This is a genomic window from Paenibacillus tritici (assembly GCF_018207515.1).
Taxonomy (GTDB): Bacteria; Bacillota; Bacilli; order Paenibacillales; family Paenibacillaceae; genus Paenibacillus_AQ; species Paenibacillus_AQ tritici.
In genome coordinates this window covers 5,987,519-6,005,879 of record NZ_CP073365.1, presented here as the reverse complement: position 1 = coordinate 6,005,879, position 18,361 = coordinate 5,987,519, and the positions used below count along the sequence as shown (strand labels likewise).

13 protein-coding genes are annotated in these 18,361 nt (G+C 54.0%); 12 read left to right on the top strand and 1 reads right to left on the bottom strand.

The annotated features are described in order from the left end of the window. The first annotated feature begins 25 nt into the window (after positions 1-25). Both recJ and KDC22_RS25745 read left to right on the top strand, forming a co-directional pair. Positions 26-2,428: a single-stranded-DNA-specific exonuclease RecJ gene (recJ, locus tag KDC22_RS25750; RefSeq protein ID WP_211720820.1), complete on the top strand. Its 2,403-nt coding sequence runs from the start codon at positions 26-28 to the stop codon at positions 2,426-2,428. An 84-nt stretch (positions 2,429-2,512) separates the two neighbouring features. After that, on the top strand, positions 2,513-3,031 hold the full coding sequence (locus KDC22_RS25745) for an adenine phosphoribosyltransferase (RefSeq protein ID WP_211724198.1): 519 nt from the start codon (positions 2,513-2,515) through the stop codon (positions 3,029-3,031). Between the two features lie 276 nt (positions 3,032-3,307). On the opposite strand, the gene uraA is transcribed toward KDC22_RS25745, so the two are convergent. Then, entirely contained in the window at positions 3,308-4,618 is a 1,311-nt protein-coding gene (gene uraA / locus KDC22_RS25740) for a uracil permease (RefSeq protein ID WP_173128660.1), read from the bottom strand. A 322-nt stretch (positions 4,619-4,940) separates the two neighbouring features. On the opposite strand from uraA, the gene KDC22_RS25735 reads away from it, so the two are divergent. From KDC22_RS25735 to KDC22_RS25690, 10 genes are all read left to right on the top strand, one after another. After that, on the top strand, positions 4,941-7,121 hold the full coding sequence (locus KDC22_RS25735) for a RelA/SpoT family protein (protein ID WP_173128658.1): 2,181 nt from the start codon (positions 4,941-4,943) through the stop codon (positions 7,119-7,121). 28 nt (positions 7,122-7,149) lie between these two features. Beyond that, positions 7,150-7,593: a D-aminoacyl-tRNA deacylase gene (gene dtd, locus KDC22_RS25730; protein WP_211720819.1), complete on the top strand. Its 444-nt coding sequence runs from the start codon at positions 7,150-7,152 to the stop codon at positions 7,591-7,593. A 248-nt stretch (positions 7,594-7,841) separates the two neighbouring features. Continuing rightward, positions 7,842-7,997, top strand: coding sequence for a hypothetical protein (locus KDC22_RS25725; RefSeq protein WP_173128654.1), 156 nt, complete (start codon positions 7,842-7,844; stop codon positions 7,995-7,997). 259 nt (positions 7,998-8,256) lie between these two features. Next, a complete protein-coding gene (locus KDC22_RS25720) occupies positions 8,257-8,763 on the top strand; it encodes a type 1 glutamine amidotransferase domain-containing protein (protein WP_173128652.1) in 507 nt (168 codons plus the stop codon). Between the two features lie 47 nt (positions 8,764-8,810). Then, complete coding sequence (locus KDC22_RS25715; RefSeq protein ID WP_211720818.1) at positions 8,811-9,272, top strand: hypothetical protein; 462 nt, start codon at positions 8,811-8,813, stop codon at positions 9,270-9,272. A 690-nt stretch (positions 9,273-9,962) separates the two neighbouring features. Continuing rightward, positions 9,963-11,216 carry a histidine--tRNA ligase gene (gene hisS, locus KDC22_RS25710; RefSeq protein ID WP_173128648.1) on the top strand — a complete coding sequence of 418 codons (1,254 nt, stop codon included), beginning with the start codon at positions 9,963-9,965 and terminating at the stop codon, positions 11,214-11,216. Positions 11,217-11,261: 45 nt separating this feature from the next. Further along, positions 11,262-13,040 (top strand): aspartate--tRNA ligase, encoded by a 1,779-nt coding sequence (gene aspS / locus KDC22_RS25705; protein WP_173128646.1) that lies wholly within the window; start codon positions 11,262-11,264, stop codon positions 13,038-13,040. Positions 13,041-13,113: 73 nt separating this feature from the next. Continuing rightward, positions 13,114-13,872 carry a tRNA threonylcarbamoyladenosine dehydratase gene (locus KDC22_RS25700; RefSeq protein ID WP_173128643.1) on the top strand — a complete coding sequence of 253 codons (759 nt, stop codon included), beginning with the start codon at positions 13,114-13,116 and terminating at the stop codon, positions 13,870-13,872. Between the two features lie 133 nt (positions 13,873-14,005). Further along, the gene (locus tag KDC22_RS25695; protein ID WP_173128640.1) at positions 14,006-15,307 is read left to right on the top strand and encodes an NCS2 family permease; all 1,302 of its coding nucleotides are present in this window, start codon (positions 14,006-14,008) and stop codon (positions 15,305-15,307) included. Positions 15,308-15,509: 202 nt separating this feature from the next. Continuing rightward, the gene (locus tag KDC22_RS25690; RefSeq protein WP_211720817.1) at positions 15,510-17,714 is read left to right on the top strand and encodes a HelD family protein; all 2,205 of its coding nucleotides are present in this window, start codon (positions 15,510-15,512) and stop codon (positions 17,712-17,714) included. The last annotated feature ends 647 nt before the right edge of the window (positions 17,715-18,361 follow it).

The window sequence follows — 18,361 nt, the reverse complement described above, 5'->3', positions numbered from 1 at the left end:
CAAGGTGAGAGAAAGGTGAGCTGTATTGCTTCATTCAAAAACAACATGGCAATCTCCGGCAGCCGATTCCGAGCGTATTTCGGAACTGGCCCGGAGCCTTTCTATTTCTCCGCTCCTTTCCTCCCTGCTGGTGCAAAGAGGCATGGATACCGCTGAACTGGCACGGGTATTTATGGATGGCGGAGCGGAAGATAGACATGATCCATTCCTGCTCAAAGGAATGGCTGAGGCTGTGCCGCGGATTCAAAAGGCACTGCAGGAAGAAGAGCATATTTTGGTATACGGTGATTATGATGCGGACGGAGTGTCCAGCACTGCGTTGATGATCTACCTTCTGCGTCATCTGGGCGCCTCTTTTGACATTTATATCCCCCATCGTTCCAATGAAGGTTATGGACTGCATAATCATGCGCTCGACTGGGCGCTCCAGCAGGGTGTATCTCTCGTTATTACGGTAGATACTGGTATCAGTGCTTATCATCAGATAGCCTATGCCAGAGAGCTGGGGATTGATGTCATTGTTACTGATCATCATGAACCGCCTGAACAGCTGCCCGAGGCTTATGCCCTTATTAATCCCAAGCTGCCGGACTGCCCTTATCCCTTCAAGGGTCTGGCCGGAGTGGGAGTGGCTTATAAGCTGGCTGAGGCGCTGCTTGGCAGTGAGGTGCCCGAGGAATGGTGTGAGATTGCCGCCATCGGTACGGTCGCTGATCTGATGCCGCTGCTGGGAGAGAACCGCAGTCTTGTCCGCAGGGGTCTCCGCAGTATGCGGAATTCGTCATTCCCGGGTATCCGGGCGCTGCTCTCGGTAGGCGGAATTACGATGAACACCGTCAGTGCGGTGAATATCGCCTTCGGGATGGCACCGCGAATTAATGCCAGCGGAAGACTGGATCACGCCGGACGGGCAGTTACGCTGCTGACCACGGAAGATGCGGCTGAAGCGGAGCAATTCGCCGGAGAGCTTGATCTGCTGAATAAGGAACGTCAGCTGGTTGTGGAGCGGATTGTCCAGGAAGCTACGGCCAAGCTGGAGCAGAGAATCAGCCGGAGCGGACTGCCGGATATTATTGTACTGGCGGAACAGGGCTGGAATGTCGGTGTAGTCGGCATTGTAGCCTCCAAGCTGCTGGAACGGTACTACCGTCCGGTAATTATTCTGGATATTCACCCGGATACCGGAATGTGCAAAGGCTCAGCCCGTTCAATTCCAGGACTTGATATCTATGCGGCCTTATCCGCTTGTGCCGGACTGATGGACCACTTCGGAGGACATCCGGCCGCTGCCGGTATGAGCCTGTCGCAGGATAAGCTCGAAGCCTTCGATGCAGCGCTGAACAGCTATGCCGCCTCTATCCTGACACCGGAGGACTTCATAGCTGTAACAACTGCAGACGGCGAGGTGTCCATTGCCGATCTGACCCTGCAGGCAGCGCTTGAGCTGGAACGGCTGGCTCCGTTCGGAATGGCGAATCCGTTGCCGAAGTTCATTCTGCGCGGAGCTGCTGTGAAGGAGACCCGCAAGATGGGCCAGGACGGCAAGCACCTGAAGCTTGTCCTGCAACAGGACAAGCTGACGATTGAAGCTGTAGCCTTCGGTAAGGGCCCGCTGGCCGAACTGCTTCCGGACGGCACTATCGTGGATGTACTCGCGGAGCTGTCCGTCAATGAATGGAACGGCTCACGCAAGCCCCAGCTGATGCTGCAGGATCTTGCGGTGCCGAATGCACAGCTGTTCGACCTGCGCGGTGCAGCGGATGCGGTCAAGCAGGCGGCGCATATACATGAGCTGCTGCGTACCTATAACGGCAGCAGTCCGGGCAGGAGTGCGGCAGTATTTCAGAACAGCCGGACGACGCCGCTGCGTGATCTGAAGGGCATGTCCCTCTGGGTATATGATGAGGCTGCCGGGATATCTGCTGTACACCAGCCGGAGGCAGGGCATGACGAGGCGGGGATCTCGCTGCTCTGCCTGCTGGATATGCCGGAGTCTCCGGAGCAGCTTGAGGCACTATTGGCTGCTTTTCCTCAGGCAGAGAATATTGCCCTGCTTCATTCGATCCGCGACGGGCGGGACCGGCTGCAGATTCCTACACGTGATCATTTCAAATCGTTATATAAATGGATTGCTTCGATCGCCGCTTCTCCAACTCCTGAGCATGAAGTGCTGCTGCGGCTCAGCCGCCAGTCTGCGCTGGGTGTGCGTATGGTGAGCCGGATGCTCGATGTGTTCGACGAGCTTGATTTCATTGAACGCAGCGGGGGAAGCATCACCTTTGTCCCGCAGCCTGCCGCGAAGAGTCTGACCGCCTCGGAGCATTTCGTCAGACTGGGCAAGACGGCGGAGATGGAGCAGTATTTCATGGAGGGCAGCCGCAGTGAATTGCAGGAATTCATGCTGTCGCGCAATTTAGGCGCTTCATAGCAGCCGCAGAATGGTTTTGGGGTTAGGGTTCAAATAAGGTAATTTCAGTGAGGCATTCCTCACAACTTTTAGGAGATGATGATGTTGGATTTCAAAAACAATATTCGCGTAATTCCTGATTTTCCGCAGGCTGGAATCAGCTTCAAAGATATTACTACTCTGCTGAAGGACGGCGCTGCGTACCGTGCAGCCATTGATGAGCTTAAGGCTCTGGTCGCACATCTGGAGATTGATGTTATTGCCGGACCGGAAGCGCGCGGCTTTGTAGTGGGCGCCCCTCTGGCTTATGCACTGGGTGTAGGCTTCGTACCCATCCGCAAAAGCGGCAAGCTTCCCTATGAGACCATTGAAGTGGGCTATGATCTGGAGTACGGCAAGGATACGCTGGCTGTACATACCGACGCCATCAAGCCCGGCCAAAAGGTGCTGATCGCTGATGATCTGCTGGCTACCGGCGGTACGATTGCTACCTCGGTAAGTCTGGTGGAACAGCTCGGCGGGCAGGTGGTCGGTGCTGCATTCCTGATCGAGCTGACCGCTCTGGCCGGACGTAATAAGCTGTCGGATATTGAAGTTATTACGTTGTTGACTTACGAGGATTAATTCTGCCCGGTTAACTTTTCCCGGGAAATATAAAAGCGGACTGCTGTCGAATGAAGACAGCAGTCCGCTTTTTGTTATGTCAGCCCCAGTTATAAATTCATTAATGAGATGATAGTAACGGAGGGGGATTTTGAAGCTGTAGGAGCGGAAGCGTCCGCCTTTGTCTACGGATTTCACCCGCAATAAGCGGTAATAATCAAGAAATCTGTAGACAACAGCGGCCGTAAGTTCAAAATTCACCGCAGTTACGGTCAGCATCGCATAATAGACATTTATTTAATGAGCAGACTTCTCAGATTCCTGTTCATTGGACAAGCCCAGAACCTCAATCAATTTGAAGAGTATGGCGAGAACCATACCGACGATTGTCGCCAGCGCCATCCCTTTCAGCTCTACACCGCCAAGCTTAAGCGAGATGCCGCTGATTCCTACAACCAGTACAAGCGTCGCCAGAATCATGTTGGTAGCTTTGGAGAAATCGACTTTCTGCTCTACAAAAATACGCAGTCCCGACGCTGCAATGACGCCGAACAGCAGCAGCGACACACCGCCCATAACCGGCAGCGGAATGTTGGCAATGACCGAGGAGAAGGTCCCTGAGAACGACAGTACGATGGCGATCACAGCAGCTCCGGCGATCACGAATACCGAATACACTTTGGTTAATGCCATAACGCCGATATTTTCACCATAGGTAGTGTTTGGAGTAGACCCCAAGAATCCGGACAGTACTGTTGAAATCCCGTTACCCATCAGCGAGCGGTCCAGCCCCGGATCTTTGGTCAGGTCTTTGCCGACAATGTTGCTGGTGACCAGCAAATGGCCGATATGCTCAACAATAACAACCAGAGATACAGGAATGATGGTTAAGATAACCTGCCAGTCGAAGGACGGGGTAATAATCGTTGGATGGGAGAGGAAGCTTGCTTCAGAGATGGCACTTGTATTAACCTGACCCAAGATATAAGCGAGTACATAACCGGTAACGATACCGATGAGGATGTGAATGATTTTGGGGAAGCCGCGGAATAACACGGAGCCGAGTACGGTGACGCCGAGCGTGACAAGCGACAAGGTAATGGCTTTGCCGTCAGGAGTCCAGTCGCTGACCGCCACCCCTTCAGGAGCAATCAGTCCGGCCATACGTGCGGCTACGGGTACAAGCTCCAGTCCGATAGTTGCTACGATAGCTCCCATAACTGCCGGAGGGAATACGATATCAATCCAGCCGGTACCGGCATAACGTACAATTAAGGCAACCAGAATGAAAATAACACCGGTAACGATAAATGCGCCAAGTGCAAGCGAATATCCATGCTCATGATCGCCGGAGTGTTCTTTCAGCACAAGCAGTACCGGAGAGATGAAGGCGAAGCTCGAACCCAGATAAGCGGGGATTTTGCCGCGGCAGATCAGAATGTAGAGCAGGGTGCCGATACCGTTCATCAGCAGGATCATGCCGGGATCTACCCCGAACAGGTTGGGAACAAGCACGGTGCTGCCGAACATGGCGAACAGATGCTGAAGACTCAGGAGGAAACCCGGGCCCCAAGGGAGTCTTTCGTTAACTTGAATTTCGCGTTGCAATGGAGTTCACTTCTCTTTCTGATCTAATTTGAGGTAGCAGCTTGATTTTTCTTCTCTTTTTACAAAACCGCCTTTACTAGATTAAATAGATCGGGGGATTTTTACAACAACATTTTTGCCCGCGCCACAAAATTGTCTTTTCTTGACCCTTTACCTGTCAGGAATCCCACGCTATGGCAAGTGTTGACGGAATCCCTCGTAAGCGTCATAATTATAGACAACTTTAACCTGAGCGTAATGCAGCCGGGAACATATGGAACCTGCAAATTCTGCATGGCTTGCAGGTTCATTTTATTATAGAAGGGAAACGGATACGACGAGAATGGGCATAGAGCAACTAACCGAAAAGGCTGGCGCCTATATAAAAGAAAAAGATCTTCTCCGCATCCGTGAAGCTTACGAATTCGCCGATCAGGCTCATCATGGGCAGGTCCGGAAATCGGGGGAGCCATACATTCTGCATCCGCTGGCGGTCGCAGATATTGTCGTCAATATGCAAATGGATGTTATCTCCATTATTGCTGCGCTGCTGCATGATGTTGTGGAAGATACAACGGTGTCTCTGGAGCAGATCCGCACGAAATTTGGCGATACCTGCGCAATGCTCGTGGACGGTCTGACCAAGCTGGAACGCATCCGCTTCCGCTCCAAGGAAGAGCAGCAGAACGAGAATTACCGCAAGATGTTCATCGCCATGGCCCAGGATATCCGGGTGATCGTGATTAAGCTGGCGGACCGTCTGCATAATATGCGCACGCTCAAATACCAGTCGGAAGAGAGTCAGCGCCGGATTTCTTATGAGACGCTGGAGATTTTTTGTCCCATTGCTGACCGCCTGGGGATTTCAGCGATTAAATGGGAGATGGAGGATATTGCCCTCCGTTATCTGAATCCGCAGCAGTACTACCGGATCGCCAATCTTGTACACAAGAAGCGGGCAGAACGCGAGCAGTTCATCGACAGTGTCATCGGCCGCATCCGCTCGAAGCTGGATGAGATGGGGATCGACGGGGATCTTTCGGGACGCCCGAAGCATATTTACAGTGTCTATAACAAGATGAACACCAAGAACAAGCAGTTCAATGAAATCTATGATCTGCTGGCTATCCGCATTATCGTCGACAATATTAAGGATTGTTATGCCACTTTGGGCATTATTCATACTCTTTGGAAGCCGATGCCTGGCCGGTTCAAGGATTATATCGCTATGCCTAAGGCGAACATGTACCAGTCTTTGCATACAACAGTGGTAGGTCCCGGAGGGGAGCCGACTGAGGTTCAGATCCGTACCTGGGAGATGCACCGCACGGCTGAATTCGGGATCGCAGCCCACTGGGCGTATAAGGAAGGCAGCAGCAACAATGTCAATCCGGAGAACCGGATGCCGTTTTTCCGCGAGATCCTGGAGCTGCAGCATGAAGCCAAGGATGCGGAAGAATTCGTGGAATCGCTCAAAATGGACTTTTTCTCCGATCTGGTCTTCGTGTTCACGCCTAAGGGTGAGGTTGTGGAGCTGCCTGCCGGCTCTGTGCCGCTGGATTTCGCATTCCGTATCCATACCGAGGTCGGCAACCGGACGATCGGCTCCAAGGTGAACGGGCGTATTGTGCCGCTTGACCATAAGCTGAAGACCGGGGATATCGTGGAGATTCTGACCTCGAAGAATTCGTACGGACCCAGCCGTGATTGGCTGAAGATTGCCCAGTCCTCCCATGCGCGGAGCAAGATCAAGCAATGGTTCAAGAAGGAGAAACGCGAAGAGAACGTTGAAAAGGGCCGGGAAGCGATCGAACGCGAGCTGAAGCGCCTGAACGTGGAGGTTTCCGACTGGCTGACCGAAGATAAACTGTCGGAGGCTGCGAAGAAGTTCGCCTTCAACGATGTTGAGGATATGCTGTCGGCTGTCGGCTTCGGCGGAATTACCGCCGCGCAGATTGCTTCCAAGCTGACCGAGAAGCTGCGCAAGGACCAGGAAGACGCCGCAGGACATCTGGAGCTTACCTCCGAGATGAAGGCCATTAAATCCAGCGGAGAGAAGCGCAATCAGCCGACTAACGGAGTCCGTGTCAAGGGCATCGACAATCTGCTGGTACGCTTCGCGCGATGTTGTAACCCCGTGCCCGGCGACGATATTATCGGTTATGTCACCCGTGGACGCGGCGTATCCGTGCACCGTGAGGATTGTCCGAATATTCCGAATGAGATGGACGGGGAGGAAGCAGCCCGCGTGATCGAAGTGGAATGGGAAGGCAGTATGGAGGCCAACTATAGTGTCGATATTGAGATTACCGGCCATGACCGCAACGGGTTGTTGAACGAGGTGCTGCAGGCGGTATCGGAGAGCAAGACCAATATCTCAGCCGTCACCGGGCGCTCCGACAAGAACAAGATGGCCATGATTCACATGACCATTCTGATCCGCAATACCGATCATCTGCAATCTGTGGTCGATAAGGTGAAGCGGGTCAAGGATGTGTATACCGTTAACCGTATTATGCAATAGGTGCTAAGGCAAGGAGCTGAAGGATGAGATGAGAGTCGTTGTGCAGCGCTGCAAGAACTCCAGTGTGACGGTGGACGGTGCAGTGACCGGAGCGATTGGAGAAGGCCTGCTGCTGCTGGTCGGCGTTACCCATGAAGATACGGAGAAGGATGCCAAGTATCTGGCTGACAAGGTAGCCGGGCTGCGGATTTTTGAGGATGATGCCGGTAAAATGAACTTCAGCGTAACGGACGCCGGAGGAGCCATTCTCTCCGTGTCACAGTTCACGCTGTATGGGGATTGCCGCAAAGGCAGGCGCCCCAACTTCATGGCTGCGGCAGCTCCCGCTGAGGCCGAGCGGCTCTATGACTACTTCAACGAGGAGCTGCGCAGAGGCGGGCTTCAGGTGGAGACCGGCGTGTTCGGAGCGATGATGGACGTAGCCCTTACCAACTGGGGGCCGGTTACCCTGCTGCTGGACAGCCGGGGTTAGTATAGCTGGACAGTCAAGGTGGTGCCCTGAAGCAGACTGCGCTGGGCAGATTTAGGTTGCCGGTTTACTTTATAGATGGATCTAAGGGACTCCACAGGGTGGGGTCTTTTTTTTGGCGCGAAGATCAATGGGTGGAAGGTATGCGGAAAAACCGAATACAATGTGCTGGCTCCTGCCGGATAGCAGCTACCTTTGCTGGATAGACTAAGGGTTGAACCACTATTCATAAGCTGCAAGGAGCAAGAGGCATGAGACAATCACCAAAAGCATGGATATGGAACACGATACAGTCCCATACGGCGGGATCTATGGCTGAAGCTACGGCGGCAGCGAAGGAAGCCGATGACCCGCGGGAGCTGCAGGGACTCCAGAGGATGCGCCGCAGTCTTTTGCCCCGGACCTAGGGGGCGAAGGGTTGCGGCTTGTTTTTTTTTGAAATATAAGAATTTATATGTTGCACACAATAACTTATCCTTATATTTCTCGCTGAAACGAATACCGTCCTTATAAAAAGGACGGCAAAGTCGTTTCCACTTGGCGTGAAGGGTCAGCGATTGTGGAACATAATTTGCAAGTAAGCTGGCAGGTCTCGTTATAAAGCCGGGGAATGAGGGTAATAGAATGACGAGAACGATAGCAGCGTAGAGAGGAGCGATCTATCTCATGAGTAAAGTTGCATTTCTGCTCGCGAATGATTTTGAAGACTCGGAAATGAAGGTTCCTTACGAAGAAGTACTGCAGGCTGGCCATCAGGCGGAGATCATCGGTCTGAAGAAGAATGAGACTCTGCTTGGCAAACAAGGAAGCGTATCCTATGCAGCCGATAAGGCGATCAGTGAGGTAAAAGCCGAAGAGTATGATGCGGTGGTCATCCCTGGCGGTTCTTCACCGGAGAATCTTCGTCTTGATCCTGATATCCTGCAATTTGTGAAGGATGCTGACCAGGCAGGCAAGACAATTGCTGCCATCTGCCACGGGCCGCAGATTCTGATCAGCGCTGAGCTGCTGAAAGGCCGTACGCTTACCTCCTATCCGCCGCTGAAGGATGATCTGATTAACGCCGGTGCGGAGTTCAAGGACGAAGAGGTCGTCGTTGACGGCAATTACATTACTTCACGCACACCCAAGGATGAGCCCGCTTTTGTGCGTGAGCTGCTTAAGGTGTTGTAATACAGCTTGATCCGAGGATTAACACTAATTTATGGGAGGGATTTACAATGACTAAAAGAATCCAGGCCTATTTCAGTACAGAAAGTGCAGCGGAAGGTGCCAAGACAGCATTGATTCCTTATGGCGTAAAGGGAATGGAAGTATCGGCGTTAACGGACCCTCTGAATAATGGAGGAAACAACCGGCGTAATATTCTGATTCCGCTGGGCTCCACTAATACCGCTTCCACGGGTGCCGGAGGAGTATACGCAGCCGGAGGCGCCTCCGGAATGGCTGCTGGAGCGGCGATTGTCCCTGCTGTTGCAGATGACGATGATGTGAACCGTACCGATGAAGTGCGTGCAGAGGAAGTGCGCAATGAGGGCGAGGTCCACAGAGGGAACGATTTGAAAGACAGTGACCTGGAGAACCTGCACTATGTTATGGATCTCAAGGTGGCCGAGAATCAATACAATGAAGTGGTAGAGGTTCTGCGCGGCAAGCAGGCATATGTGGAGATTTTTGATTAAGCTGGACCGCTGCTTAACCCGGACCTAAGTTCAGCTCCAGCCCTCCGTTATGGAGGGGCTGGAGCTGTTTATATTTTACGAAATATTGAAACGCTTTCTTTTCTGTAATGAAACCGTAATACTGCATTCATGATTCCTTAACATAGCGTGTTTATAATAGAAGCATGACCCCCTTTTTTATAATATATGACGATGGACCTGCAGCAATCGGCTGCGGGTCATTTTTTTATTTACGACAAGAATTTCATTCATTCCTTGACTTTAGCACAGTGGTTCAGTAGAATCTAACAGTATACGGTAAGTTTATATTGTTTTGATGACGGGACCAAGTACTCCGTACCCCACAACCCCAGAGAGGAATCCCGCAGATCGGACTGCCCAACCAAGTTAAGCCGGGCAACAAGCTGATCCGCATGGCTGTAAGGATTCTGTTGATGAACGGACGAATGACCTCCCCGAGAACGCACGGCGAAAGCAGGCGGCAAGATAGCCTACAGTCAGTAGCCGGTTGCGCGTAGGCGGGCGTTAACCGCTTAGAGCGGATCTGGAGCAGAGCAGTTGCCCGGTTCGGAATGTGGGTGGTACCACGGGTGAATTATTGGTTATGATAATCCCTCGTCCCTGTTTGTAATTGAACAGGGGTGAGGGGTTTTTTGCTGTTTAAGGGGTTATTTTCAGGAGGGATAGACTGTGGCTAAAGAAAGATTCGAGAAACCTACAGGTACGCAGGATGTGCTTCCGGGTGCAGTGGAGAAATGGCAGGTGGTTGAGGCCAAGGCAAGAGAGCTATGCCGCCGCTTCAATTACCGGGAGATCCGTACCCCGCTGTTCGAGCACACCGGGCTGTTCGAGCGCGGGGTAGGCGAAACAACGGATATTGTGGAAGGTGAGATGTACACCTTCAAGGACAAGGGCGACCGTGATCTGGCACTGCGCCCCGAAGGGACAGCAGGTGTTGTCCGTGCGTATGTCCAGAACAAGCTGTACGGGGAACCGGATGTCAGCAAGCTGTATTATATCGGACCGATGTTCCGCTATGAACGTCCGCAGGCCGGCAGATACCGCCAGTTCCACCAGTTCGGCATTGAAGCCTTTGGCGCCGTAGACCCGGCCATTGATGCCGAAGTCATCTCGCTCGGGTATCAGTTCTATATTGATCTGGGGCTGAAGGATGTGCGGGTAGAGCTGAATTCCGTCGGCAACGCACCCAGCCGCGCAGCTTACCGCGAGAAGCTGCTGGATTTCCTGAGACCGATGAGAGAGAGCCTGTGCAGTGACTGCCAGCGGCGGATGGAACGCAACCCGCTGCGTGTACTGGACTGCAAGGTCGATCAGGACAAATTCGGCGGTGCACCATCCATTCTGGATAGTCTGGATGAAGAGTGCACGGAGCATTTTGCGAAAGTAAAGGGGCATCTGGATGTGATGGGCGTGGAGTACAGCATTAACCCCCGCCTGGTACGCGGCCTTGATTATTATACGCACACAGCGTTTGAGTATAAAGCGGCAGGCATCGGCTCCATTGACACGGTGGGCGGCGGCGGCCGGTATAACGGTCTCGTAGAGGAGATCGGCGGACCGGATCAGCCGGGCATTGGCTTCGGGATTGGCCTGGAGCGCATTCTGCTGATTCTGGAGAATCAGGGAGTGACGCTTGAGGCGGCGAAGCCGCTGGATGTGTACTTTGTCGCACTGGGCGAAGCCGCAGATCTGGAAATTACGAAGCAACTGTTCCGCCTGCGCAGCCTTGGATTCTCTGCGGAGCGCGATTACCTGGGACGCAAGATGAAGGCGCAGATGAAGTCGGCGGACCGCATGTCGGCCCGGTATACGGCGATTCTTGGCGAAGATGAGCTGAACAGCGGCGTCATCGCGCTCAAGTCGATGGAGACCGGCGAGCAGCGGACCGTCAAGCTGGAAGAGCTGGCACAGTCACTGAATTAGAAGGATTACCAATGTAATTTCAATCATGAAGGGGTAGGATAAAAGATGACCAGAAGCCATAACTGCGGACAACTTACGACAGCGAGCATCGGCGAGACAGTAACACTGAACGGTTGGGTACAGACCCGCCGTGACCTTGGAGGCGTGCTGTTCATTGATCTGCGCGACCGCACAGGAATTGTACAAATTGTCTTCAACCCTGACTATTCCGGGGAAGCGCTGCAGATTGCCGATAAGGTCCGCAGTGAATACGTGCTGGCCGTAACGGGTAAGGTGGTCAAACGGGACGATGAAACCGTGAACCGCAACCTGCCGACCGGGGAGATTGAAGTGCAGATTACAGATATTGAAGTGCTGAATGCCGCCAAGACCCCTCCGTTCTTCATCGAAGACGGTGTGGAAGTGGATGAATCGCTGCGGATGAAATACCGTTACCTGGATCTGCGCCGTCCGGAGATGCACAAGACACTGCTGCTCCGTTCTAAGGCAGCGAAGATTTTCCGTGATTTCCTGGACAACGAAGGCTTTATTGATGTGGAAACGCCGATTCTGACCAAAAGCTCACCGGAAGGCGCACGTGACTATCTCGTGCCAAGCCGTGTGCATGAAGGCGAATTCTTCGCGCTTCCGCAGTCCCCGCAGATCTATAAGCAGCTGCTGATGGTCGGCGGCATCGAGCGTTATTACCAGATGGCCCGCTGTTTCCGCGATGAGGACCTGCGTGCAGACCGCCAGCCGGAATTCACCCAGTTCGATATTGAGACCTCCTTCATGCCTCAGGATGAGCTGCTGTCGATGATGGAAGCTCTGATGCAGCGCCTGCTGAAGGAGACGATTGGAGTAGAGGTTGCTGTTCCGTTCCAGCGTCTGACGTATGCCGAAGCGATCGGTAAATACGGCTCGGACAAGCCTGACCTGCGGTTTGGCCTGGAGCTGGTAGAGATGAACGATATCGTTGCTTCCAGCGGCGTGAAGGTTTTCGCTTCCGTAATCGAGAAGGGCGGAGAAGTGAAATGCCTCAATGCCAAGGGCTGCGGCACCTGGACCCGTAAGGAGATTGATGATCTCGGACCTTATGCCGCCCGTTATGGCGCCAAGGGCCTGGCCTGGATTCAAGTGAAGGACGGCGAGTTCAAGGGACCGATTGTGAAATTCTTCTCCGAGGAAGAAATCGCTGCCGTGAAGGAGCGCACGGGGGCCGAAGATGGCGACCTGCTGCTCTTCTCCGCCGACACTAAGAAGGTCGTTGCCGATGTACTCGGCGCGCTGCGCCTGAAGATTGGCCGTCAGCTTGGCCTGATCGACGACAGTGTGTTCAAATTCGCCTGGGTCACTGAATTCCCGCTGCTCAGCTATGACGAAGACCAGAAGCGTTATATGGCGGAGCATCATCCGTTCACCCGTCCGATGGACGAGGATCTGCCGCTCTTCGAGACGGATCCCGGCGCGATCCGTGCGCAGGCGTATGACATCGTGCTTAACGGCTACGAGGTGGGCGGCGGCTCCCAGCGTATCTATAAGCGTGAGGTTCAGGAGAAAATGTTCCAGGCGCTGGGCTTCACACAGGAGCTGGCTCATGAGAAATTCGGTTACCTGATGGATGCCTTCGAATACGGCACGCCTCCGCATGGGGGAATCGCGTTTGGCTTCGACCGTCTGATTATGCTGCTGGCCGGCCGCACGAACCTGCGTGAGACGATTGCCTTCCCTAAGACAGCAAGCGCAACCGACCTGCTGATGGATGCTCCGGCACCTGTAGATGCTGCACAGCTTGAGCAGCTGCATATCAAGCTGGCACCCAAGCCGGACAAAGAAAAGAAATAAATCATACAGGGCTGAAGGGGCGTACGAGGAAAGTGAGCGCGTCCCGGAAGCCATCCTTAAGGAGGCTGACATCATGCTGAATCAGTTCTCGCGTACGGAGCTGGCTATCGGACCCGAAGGCCTTGAGATCATGAAGAACAGCACAGTGGCTGTGCTGGGGATCGGCGGAGTCGGTGCCATGGCGGCAGAAGCTCTGGCCCGGACCGGTATCGGCCGGATTATCTTGATTGACAAGGACACCGTGGATATTACCAACATCAACCGCCAGCTCCATGCGCTGACCACAACAATCGGTCAGAACAAAACCGATCTGATGGTGGACCGCATCAAGCTGATCAATCCGGAATGCGAAACAATTGCCCTGAATATGTTCTACACGGAAGAGACGTACGAGAAGCTGTTCCAATACAAGCTGGATTATGTTATTGACGCTTCGGATACGATTATTTACAAAATTCATCTGATCAAGGAATGTCTGGCCCGGAAGATCCCGATGATCTCAAGTATGGGGGCGGCTAACAAGATGGACCCGACCCGCTTCCAGGTAGCCGACATTTCCAAGACCAGCATGGACCCGATTGCCAGGGTGATCCGCACCAGACTGCGTAAGGAAGGCATCAAGAAGGGCGTGAAGGTGGTTTTCTCCACCGAGAAGCCCGTGAAGCCGCGGGAGGATGTGACGGAGCAGATTGTTCCTGCGGACGCACCGGACCGGCGCAAGGCGAAGCAGCCTCCGGCGAGTACTTCTTTTGTACCTCCGGTTGTCGGCCTGATTATGGTCAGTGTAACGGTACGGGATCTGCTCGAGACCGGCGGCATAACATTTGAATAACGTTCTTACAGGTAAAAGGGTGTGTAGCCGGTTTCCGGCTGTATGCCCTTTTGCGGCTTGAAGCGGCAATAAACAGGCATAATAGCTATACCGGCGAGCCGGCGGAACTTGATAATTCAGTGGAGGTTTTTACATGAAATCGAATGTGTGGCGGAATAGCGTGGGACTGGAGCCCGGCGACAACTGGAAACGGGAGTGGGCAGCCGGCATCCTATCGTATTTCGCCTCGGTATATATTGTTATGGTTAACGCAGCAATTCTGCATGATGCAGGTATGCCGCTGCGCGCCGGAATGGTGGCTACGCTGCTGACGGCGATCACTGGCTGCCTGCTGATGGCTTTTGGCGGCAAAACGCCGATTATCGTCGTTCCGGGCATGGGGATCAACGCTTTTTTCACCTATACGCTTGTGCATTCCATGAAGCTGGACTGGCGTGAGGCGCTTGCCGTTGTGGTGGTGACGGGTGTGCTGTTTGCCATTGTGGCCTTCACCTCTCTCTACCGTATCCTAAGCGACGCGATTCCCCATAATCTGCAGCATGCGATAACGGTTGGCATCGGGCTGTTCCTGACGTTCATCGGCCTGCAAAAAAGCGGGATTGTCATTGCCCACGCCACAACCTTTGTCGCCATCGGGCATTTCAGTGATCCGGCCGTCATTACCTCGGTGGTGACCCTGCTGCTGGCGCTGGTACTGTTCATCCGCGGCACGCGCGGCGGCCTGCTGATCAGCATGATCGTAGGCACAGGGCTGGCCTATCTGCTGGGAGCGGCTCATGCTCCGAAGAACACCGAGCCGGGGCATGTGTTCAGCGGATATGGCAGTGTGTTCGCCGGTATGGAATGGAGCGGAGTCCTCAGCCTGGTCTTCTGGATTGCGGTCTTCCTGCTGCTGCTGATTGTAGTCTTCGAGAACATCGGCCTGATCTCTTCACAGACTCTGATGGCTGGACGCCCGGAACGCTTCAAAAGCAGTCTGCGGGCGCTCTCCATCGCCAACATCGCGGCCGGTCTGTTCGGCAGCAGCCCGGTGGTGGCCGCTGCAGAATCCACAGCCGGGATTGCGGCAGGCGGACGCTCCGGCTTAACCTCGCTCGTCACTGGCCTGCTGTTCGGTGCGACGTTCCTGTTCATTCCGCTGCTGGCCTACGTGCCGGACAGCGCCATTGCGCCGATTCTGATTGTCATCGGCGGCCTGATGGTGCAGAGTGTCCGCGAGATGGATCTCAGCGACATGACTGAGCTGTTCCCGGCGTTCCTGGTCATGGTGATGATTCCCTTCACTTATAGCATTGTGGACGGGATGGCGTTTGGCTTCATCACTTATCCGGTAATGAAGCTGGCTACAGGCAAGGGCAGGGATGTCCCTCCGGCGCTGTACGGTATTGCCGGGCTGTTCATTGCGAACTTTGTGCTTCATGCGCTTATGGGATAACAGCAGAGGGGGGAAGTGCTGCTTCCCCTTCTGCTTCCGCTTATCCGCAGCGCGGGCAGCAGTTTGAAATATATGGCTTTACTGCTCCTGTTGTGATATGATGTACTGCTCACATCACTTAAGGTGCATGCTTCCGGAGCGAGTTTTGCTCGGAGAGATTCAGGAAGCGAATGCCCGCATAACTTTTAGGAGGTAACTGAAATTGGAGGACAACTTTCAAAGTGCCTATCAAGAGGAAGAAGACAGGCTGAACCGCGCGCTGACAGAGATTGACTCTACCCTTGAGCGTTTGCGCAGCACTCCGGTGTACACAGGACATGATTATACGGAGCAGGTGCTGGAGGACTCGAGGGAGCAGAGGCGCAAAGATCTTGCCAAGCTTAGGCAGGAGCCTTATTTCGGACGGCTTGATTTTCAGGGCAATGACGAGGAAGACCGCAAGGCGCTGTATATCGGCAAAATCGGCGTAGACCGCGAGCAGGTAAGCGACCGTCCGCTTGTAATTGACTGGCGGGCACCGGTGGCAAGCCTGTTTTATTCTTTTACCGGAGGAACGGAAGCCGCCTCTTATGAAGCACCGGAGGGGCTGATCGAAGGGCTTGTCTATCTCAAGCGCAACGTGGTGATCCGCAAGCAGATCCTGGAGCGGGTGGCAGACACGTATAACCGTGACAGCGACGCACCGGCGGTATCGGATGAATTCCTGGTGTATCGGCTGGGGGAGAACAAGGATAACCGGCTGCGGGATATCGTCTCCACGATCCAGGAGGAGCAGGACAAGATTATCCGGGCGGCCAAGAACACGGCACTGATTATTCAAGGCGTGGCCGGCAGCGGTAAAACCACCGTGGCGCTGCACCGTCTGGCGTTCTTATTGTATCAATACAAGGAGCAGGTCTCGGCGGAGAAAATGATTATTTTCGCCCCGAACCGGATGTTCCTGGACTATATTTCGGATGTGCTGCCGGAGCTGGGGGTCGGCAATATTGCCCAGAGCACCTTCCCGGACTGGGCGGCGGAGGTGCTGGGCGTAACATTGCCGGAGCAGGATGCTTCTGAGGTCATGAGCCGCTGGTTCGAGGCGGCGGGAGCGATGCCTGTCATTACAGAGGAGACGCCCGGACGCTTCAAAGGCTCCACGGTGCTGATGAGCGTCATTGAATCCAGCGTGAAGCTGCTTGAGACCAGCGCTGTGCCGGAGGGGGATTTCAGCCCGTGGGAAGGGGCTGTCCTGCCCCGCGAGATGATTCTGCGCTGGCACAACGAGGAATATGCGCCTTATCCGCCGGCGAAGCGCAAGGAGCGCGTGATGGCGCGGCTCCACCGCTGGATCGAGATGGAACTGAAGAAGAGCCCTTCGGCGGCAGCGCTGAAGGACCGCAAGAAAAAAGGTGCAGCCCGCGAGAAGGCTTACAGCGCCAAGTGGCCCAAATACGAGCCGCTTGCCATATATAAGCAAATCTTCCGCGCGGCCAAGACACCGGAGGACTGGCCGGCAGCAGCGCCGGACGAAATTCCGCCAGCGGTGCTGAAGGAGACTGTCAAAGAGCTGAAGAAGGGAATTCTGCGCGAAGAGGATCTACCTCCGCTGCTCTACATTCACTATCTTCTGAACGGCAATGAGGGGACCGAACGCTTCGATCATATCGTCATTGATGAAGCCCAGGATTTCTCCCCGTTCCAGATTGCCGTACTCGATCTGTATGTGAAGGGGCATTCCTTTACCATTCTGGGCGACTTGTCGCAAGGAATCCACGCCTATAAAGGGGTACATGAGTGGACGGAGATGCAGACGCTGTTTGCCGCAGAATACACAGCGTATCACGCCCTTACCCGAAGCTACCGTTCAACGATGGAGATCATTGAGTTTGCCAACGGCATCCTGTCTGCGGGCGTCGGCAGTGAGCTGCTGGCCGTTCCGGTCTTCCGCAGCGGGAATCCTGTGCGGCTGATTGCCTACGAGGATGTCCAGCCGGAAGCGGCTGCTGCGGGCACGGACAAGCGGCTCAGCGCGGTCAAGAGCGCGCTGACGATGCTCTCAGGGCGCGAATACCGTACTGTGGCAGTATTGACCCGCAGCCTGCGGGAAGCCTCTCTGCTGTACGCTGAGCTTGCCGGGCATTATGAGGATATTCATCTGATTGACGGCAGCATCACGGAATACCGCGGCGGTTTATCCGTACTACCCGTTTACTTATCCAAGGGGCTGGAGTTCGATGCCGTCATTCTGGCGGACGCGGACAGCGACCATTACGGAGCGGCAGCCTGGGATGCCAAGCTGATGTACGTGGGCTGTACACGTGCACTGCATGAGCTGTGGCTGCTGCGGGGCGGCGAACTTCCGCCTTACATTCAGCTTCAGGGGGAGGAAGCCGTCTCCGGCTGGCCGGGGCCTGAAGGAAATTAAGGCTTAGTGCAATCTTAAAAAACGGAAAAAAGAAAAAAAGAAAAAAAGAAAAAAAGAAAAAAAGAAACCTCTCTTTGGCGAAATGGGATCTGCCATTTCACAGGAGAGGTTTTTTTGTGCACCGGAAGTAGACTGCATGGTCTACAGGGTGAGAGTAGGCTAGATGGTGAACTAGACTACATGGTGAAACCAGGCTTGCTGGTGAGATCGGAGGGATAAATCCCTCTGATTTTGCCGAGATCAGGCTAGCTGGTGAAATCCAAGGGATAAATCCCTCTGATTCAGCCGAGATCAGGCTAGACGGTGAGATCAAAGGGATAAATCCCTCTGATTCAGCCGAGATCAGGCCAGACGGAGAGATCAAAGGGATAAATCCCTCTGATTCAGCCGAGATCAGGCTAGCTGGAGAGATCAAGGGGATAAATCCTTCTGATTCAGCCGAGATCAGGAGCTGGTGAGATCAAGGGGATAAATCCCTCTTTATTCTGTCGAGATCAGGCTAGCTGGTGAGATCAAAGGGATTAGTGCACTTGAATTTACTGGAAGCAGGCTAAATGGGCAAATAAGGAGCATTAGTGCACCTGAATTTAGCGGACGCGGGCCAAATGAGTAAATAAGGAGCATTAGTGCACCTGAGTTCAGCGGAC